We start from the raw sequence: 5,556 nt of genomic DNA, 5'->3' as shown, positions 1-5,556 counted from the left end.
AAAACCGCCGCCGCCGGTAGCCTTGCGCCGCCGCGCCCCGCTGGACATGGGGTCGCCGCGGCGGTACAATGCTTGTGTGTGCGTTTCGCAAGCATGGTAAAGGAGGCGCGCGAGATGGTTTTTTTTGCGCGGATCGCCGAGGAGCGAATCAAGGAAGCGTTGGCGCGCGGCGAGCTGAGCCATTTGCCCGGCAAAGGAAAACCGCTGGAGCTGGAGGATCTGTCGCACGTGCCGGAGGATCTGCGAAACGGCTATAGGATGCTGAAGAACGCCGGGCTCGTGCCGGAGGAAGTGCATTTGGCCAAAGAGACGGTGGCGCTGGAGGATTTGATCCGCATGAGCCGCAACGACGGCGAGCGGGGGACCTTGACAAAGCGGCTTACGGAGAAGCAGCTTCGTCTTCGGATGCTGATCGAGCAGCGGGGCATTTCGGACACCCGGGCCTTTATGCAATATGAAGACCGGATCCGGAACAAAATAGAGGAGGAATCGGAAGATGTATGAGGAATGGTCGACACAAGAGCTGAAGGAGCGGCTTGCCCGCGGTGAGAAAATGAATCTGGTGGACGTGCGTGAGCCCGAAGAATGGCAGGAGGGGCATATCGCGGAAGCGCGCCATATTCCGTTGTCGCAGTTTACCGAACGTGTCGGGGAACTTCATGCGGAAGACGAGGATTCGCCTTTGGTGTTCATTTGCCGCAGCGGCAACCGGAGTGGCCGCGTATGCGACTATATGGTCCAGCAGGGATACACCGTAATCAACGTGGCGGGCGGCATGCTGGCCTGGTCGGGCGACGTCCAGACCGGAGACTGAACGCTCGTCTCCGCAGATGTCCCATTATCTCCGCAAGCATCCCGGCTATTTAAATCGAGGGGAGCCTTACACCGATGATTACCCATATCGCAACCGCCGCCGTTTACGTTGAGGACCAGCAGCAAGCAAAAGTGTTCTGGTCGGAGAAGGCGGGCTTTGAAATCAGGGCCGATCATCCGATGGGGCCGTCCGTCAGCTGGCTCGAGGTGGCGCCTCCCGGCGCGGAATCAAGCCTCGTCATCTACCCGCGCGCTATCATGCAGGGGTGGGCGTCGATGAAGCCGTCGATCGTGTTCCAATGCGACGATATCGACGCTACGTACGAGCGGATGAAAGCGAACGGCGTCACGTTTCTGGAGGCGCCGAACAAAATGTCCTGGGGCACCTACGCACGGTTCTCGGACGAGGACGGCAACGAATTTTTGATGAAAGGCTAGTCGATCCCGGCACTCTGACGGAAGCCGCCGCTTCCGCCAGAGTGCCGGTTTTTTTATGCCCGAATGCCGAATGCCCTCTCGAATCCCGTCCCGAATGGATGTCGAATGTCGCCGATGCCGTCGATATAGACAACTTTTACCCGGTAGTGGTATATTTACTCTTGCAATAATTGAATAAGTTTTGATACGGGTGCCGACCGTTCCGCAGGGAACGACAGGCCTAACAGGGAAGTCCGGTGAGAATCCGGCACGGACCCGCCACTGTAAGAAGTTCGGATGGCAAGCAAGCCTTCCGCAAGCAAGCGCCTTTCAAGTCACTGGGAAACCGGGAAGACGGCGCTCGTGAGCTTCGAGTCAGGAGACCTGCCCGCATCGTGAACGCTACCTACGTGGACTTAGGGAGGTGTTGGAATATGGCCCGCAGCAGCTATCCGCACGGTGTACCGCCGGACCGGAACAAGCTGGTCGAATCGTCAACCGGGGGACCATGAGCATTTCCGACACGAATCGGGGATGCTTTTTTTATTGTCCGCAAGGCAAACACACAGGCACGAATATACAACCGAAATGGAGTAGATGAACAAAATGAACGACAGACTGATTCGTAAATTTACAGCCCCGCGGGCACTCCGTCTGCTTATGATCGCTTTGCTGGCGATGTTGCTTACGGTGCTTGCCGCTTGCGGCGCGGGCAGCGACAACGCGGCGAACGGCAACGCAGGTCAATCCGCGAACGGCCCCGCCAATGAGAAGAACGATGGACAAGCTGCGAACAGCGGCGAAGAGCAGCAGGCTGACGACGCGGAGATTGCCCAAACGACCTATCCGCTAACGCTGACCGATGCGACCGGCAAGGAAGTCACGATCGAAAAATCGCCGGCGAAGATCGTGTCGATCACGCCGAGCGAGACCGAAATTCTGTTCGCGATCGGAGCCGGCAGCGTTGTGGCGGGCGTGGACGACAACAGCAACTACCCGGCTGAGACGGCGGAGCTGCCGAAGGTCGGCGGCTTCAAAATGAACGTGGAATCGGTCGCCGGCCTCAACCCCGATCTGGTGATTGCCAATGCGAGCATGAATGGCCAGGTGGTGGAGGAGTTGCGCGCGCTTAACATCGTCGTATTCGCATCTCAGCCGAAAACGATCGACGAGACGATCGCGCACGTCGAGGAAGTCGGCGTAATCACAAATAAGCAGGCCGAAGCGAAAGCGGTAGCGGATAAAATGCGCGCCGACAAGCAGGCTGTCGTCGATGTGGTCAAGGGTGCTGAGCCGAAAAGCGTTTATCTGGAATTCTCGCCGGGCTGGACGGTCGGCAGCGGTGAATTTCTGGACGAAATCGTGACCCTCGCCGGCGGCAAAAACGTCGCGGCCAGCCAGCCGGGCTGGTTCGAAATCGACCCGGAGGCCATCCTCAAGGCGAATCCGCAGGTGATTCTTTATCCGGAAATTGACGGCGACACGTCGATTCCCGATGCGATCAACAGCCGTCCGGGCTGGGATCAGATCGACGCGGTGAAAAACAAGCAGGTGTTCACGGTGCCGAACGATCCGCTCGTGCGCGTAGGACCGCGGCTCACCGACGGGCTTCGGGATGTCGCGAAAGCGATCCACCCCGATCTGTTCAACTAATTCATTATGAAACTGAAAATCGTCACATATGGAGGAGCAGCGATGCTTCTCCTTATCCTTTCCGCCGTCGTGTCCATTTCGATCGGTTCGGCAGGCTATCCGATCTCCAAAGTGTGGGCCATTATTATTCATCAATTGCCATGGAATCGGGGCGAAGCCGTGGAATGGTCGGCACTGGACGAAGCGGTCGTCATTCAGGTGCGTCTGTCCCGGATTTTGATCGGCGTCCTGGTCGGCGCATGTCTCGGACTTGCAGGAGCCGGCTTTCAGGGCGTTCTCCGCAATCCGCTCGCCGACCCTTACACGCTCGGCGTTGCTTCCGGAAGCTCGATCGGCGCGGCCTTCCTGATCCTGTTCGGGCTGCAGACGGCGGTCGGCATATGGACGGTTCCGTTCGTCGCGTTCGTTACTGGCATGGCGACGATATTCGCGGTATTCTGGCTGGCCCGTCAGCAAGGGCAGATGCGCATCGAGACGCTTGTGCTGGCCGGCGTCATCGTACAGGCTTTTCTGGGCGCGTTCGTGTCGTTCATGATCTCGATGTCCGACACCGTCGTCAATGAAATTTTGTATTGGACGATGGGCAGCCTGTCCAAGCGCAACTGGGAGCACGTTACGCTTGTGCTTCCTTTCGCAGCAGTCGGTTTGCCTGCGATAGCGGCGTTCGCGCAGCCGATGAATCTGCTCGTGCTCGGCGAGCGGCAGGCCGCCCATCTGGGCGTTAACGTCGAGCGCACCAAGCTCATCGTGCTGATGATTTCGACGCTGCTCACGGCGGTTGCCGTGTCCGTGTCGGGGGTCATTGGCTTTGTCGGCCTTGTCGTGCCGCATCTGATCCGACTGATCGTCGGACCGGATTATCGGCTTGTCGTGCCGTTGTCGGCGATTTTCGGCGGCATTTATGTGCTGTGGGCGGACACGCTCGCCCGGACCGCGCTGAGCCCGAAGGAGATTCCGCTCGGCGTGCTGACCGCGCTGATCGGCGCGCCGTTCTTTGCGTATTTGCTGAAGCGCCGGAAGGCCGGCTTGAAGGAGGGATGACATGATCGACGTGCGCAATGCTGTAAAGCAAATCGGCGGCAGCCTTGTGCTGGACGGGGTCAGCTTCTCGCTTGCGGAGGGCGGCATGTATGGCATCATCGGCCCAAACGGCGCGGGCAAGTCGACACTGCTGTCGCTGCTCTCCGGGGTGGAGACGGCCGGCGCGGGCGCCGTTGTTCTGCGGGGCAAATCGGTGAGGTCCTATAAACGCAAGGATTTGGCGCGTTGGATCGCCGTGCTTCAGCAGGAGGGGCTGCCGATGACGGCTTTTACCGTCCGCGAGGTGGTCGGAATGGGGCGTTTTCCGCATCAGAATTGGCTGGGGTCGGAGGAGAAAGACGCCGGCGGACTGATCGAGCATGCGCTGGCGACGCTTGGGCTGATGGAGCTTGCCGAGCGACGTCTCAGCGAGCTGAGCGGCGGCGAGCGGCAGCGCGTGGCGCTGGCGAAGGTGATGGTGCAGGAGCCGGAGCTGATTTTGCTGGACGAGCCGACCACTTATCTGGACATCGGCCACCAGCTTCAACTGCTCGATGCGGTGCGCGATTGGCAGAAGCGCAAACAGCTGACGGTCGTCGCGGTGCTGCATGACCTGAACTTGGCGGCGCAATATTGCGACCGACTGCTCGTACTGGCCCGGGGGAAGCTGGAAGCCGAAGGCACGCCCGCCGATGTGCTCACGGAGGAGACGATCTGCCGGGTGTACGGGACGCATCCGATCGTGCTGCGGCATCCCGACAGCAACGCCCCGCAAGTGCTGTTGAGGCCGCGGGGGGCTCCTGCGAACCTGTAGCAAAAGGTCAATTGGACTTCCATCGATAACGGATATCTGTTTCAATAAAATTTCTGTAATCATGAAAGGAGATTAGGTCATGGAGCTTGAAGCGAAGCTGCGGCAAGTGTGCGGGCGGATCGAACCGCTCGACGAGTCCGCGATGGCGCAGGCATCAGCCAGACTGGACAGCCTTACAAAGCCTCTCGGCAGTCTGGGCCGACTGGAGGAAATCGCGATTCGGATCGCCGGAATCAAGGGCGAGGCGCTGCCGACTGCCGGCAAAAAGGCGGTAGTCGTTATGGCGGGCGATCATGGCGTGACCGCCGAAGGCGTCAGCGCTTATCCGGCTGAAGTGACGCCGCAGATGGTGATGAATTTTCTCGGCGGCGGGGCGGCCGTTAATGTGCTGGCGAGGCAGGCGGGAGCGGATGTGTTTTGCGCCGACCTCGGCGTCAATGCGGATCTGGCCCATCCGGGACTGCTCGCCTATAAAGTACGAAAAGGAACCGCTAACCTATGCCGCGGGCCGGCGATGACGCGGGAGGAGGCGCTGCGGTCGGTTGCCGCCGGCATCGAAATCGCAGCGATGCTGGTCGAACAGGGCTACGAGCTGCTGGCGGCGGGCGACATGGGGATCGGCAATACGACGTCGAGCGCGGCGCTGTGCGCGGCGTTCGGGGCTGTGCCCGTCGAGCAGGCCGTCGGACGCGGCACAGGCGTCGACGACGAACGGCTTCGCGGCAAAATGGAGGCCGTCCGCGCCGCGCTCGACGTCAACCGACCGGACCCGCTGGATCCGATCGATGTGCTGTCCAAGGTCGGCGGTCTTGAAATCGGCGGATTGGCCGGGTTCATGA

The 5,556-nt window shown here is 60.3% G+C and carries 7 protein-coding genes and 1 riboswitch; all 7 genes read left to right on the top strand.

What is annotated here, in order from left to right:
• Positions 1-114: 114 nt before the first annotated feature.
• The gene (locus tag BG52_RS14085; protein WP_036585941.1) at positions 115-504 is read left to right on the top strand and encodes a DnaJ family domain-containing protein; all 390 of its coding nucleotides are present in this window, start codon (positions 115-117) and stop codon (positions 502-504) included.
• Positions 497-814 carry a rhodanese-like domain-containing protein gene (locus BG52_RS14080; RefSeq protein WP_036585939.1) on the top strand — a complete coding sequence of 106 codons (318 nt, stop codon included), beginning with the start codon at positions 497-499 and terminating at the stop codon, positions 812-814. The genes BG52_RS14085 and BG52_RS14080 overlap by 8 nt, the downstream gene beginning before the upstream one ends.
• A gap of 74 nt (positions 815-888) precedes the next feature.
• Positions 889-1,251, top strand: coding sequence for a VOC family protein (locus tag BG52_RS14075; protein ID WP_036585937.1), 363 nt, complete (start codon positions 889-891; stop codon positions 1,249-1,251).
• Positions 1,252-1,422: 171 nt separating this feature from the next.
• A riboswitch (cobalamin riboswitch) is annotated at positions 1,423-1,636 on the top strand.
• A gap of 200 nt (positions 1,637-1,836) precedes the next feature.
• Positions 1,837-2,883, top strand: a complete 1,047-nt coding sequence (locus tag BG52_RS14070; protein WP_081793912.1) for an ABC transporter substrate-binding protein — start codon at positions 1,837-1,839, stop codon at positions 2,881-2,883.
• Positions 2,884-2,889: 6 nt separating this feature from the next.
• Positions 2,890-3,924, top strand: coding sequence for a FecCD family ABC transporter permease (locus BG52_RS14065; protein ID WP_036585935.1), 1,035 nt, complete (start codon positions 2,890-2,892; stop codon positions 3,922-3,924).
• 1 nt (position 3,925) lies between these two features.
• On the top strand, positions 3,926-4,717 hold the full coding sequence (locus BG52_RS14060; protein WP_036667529.1) for a heme ABC transporter ATP-binding protein: 792 nt from the start codon (positions 3,926-3,928) through the stop codon (positions 4,715-4,717).
• Positions 4,718-4,796: 79 nt separating this feature from the next.
• On the top strand, positions 4,797-5,556 hold a 760-nt coding region (locus BG52_RS14055), incomplete at its 3' end, for a nicotinate-nucleotide--dimethylbenzimidazole phosphoribosyltransferase (protein WP_036667528.1).

Origin of the sequence: Paenibacillus darwinianus, assembly GCF_000598065.1 — a bacterium.
Taxonomy (GTDB): Bacteria; Bacillota; Bacilli; order Paenibacillales; family Paenibacillaceae; genus Paenibacillus_I; species Paenibacillus_I darwinianus.
Note: the sequence above shows the minus strand (reverse complement) of the source record. Positions and strands in the feature narration are given on the sequence as shown.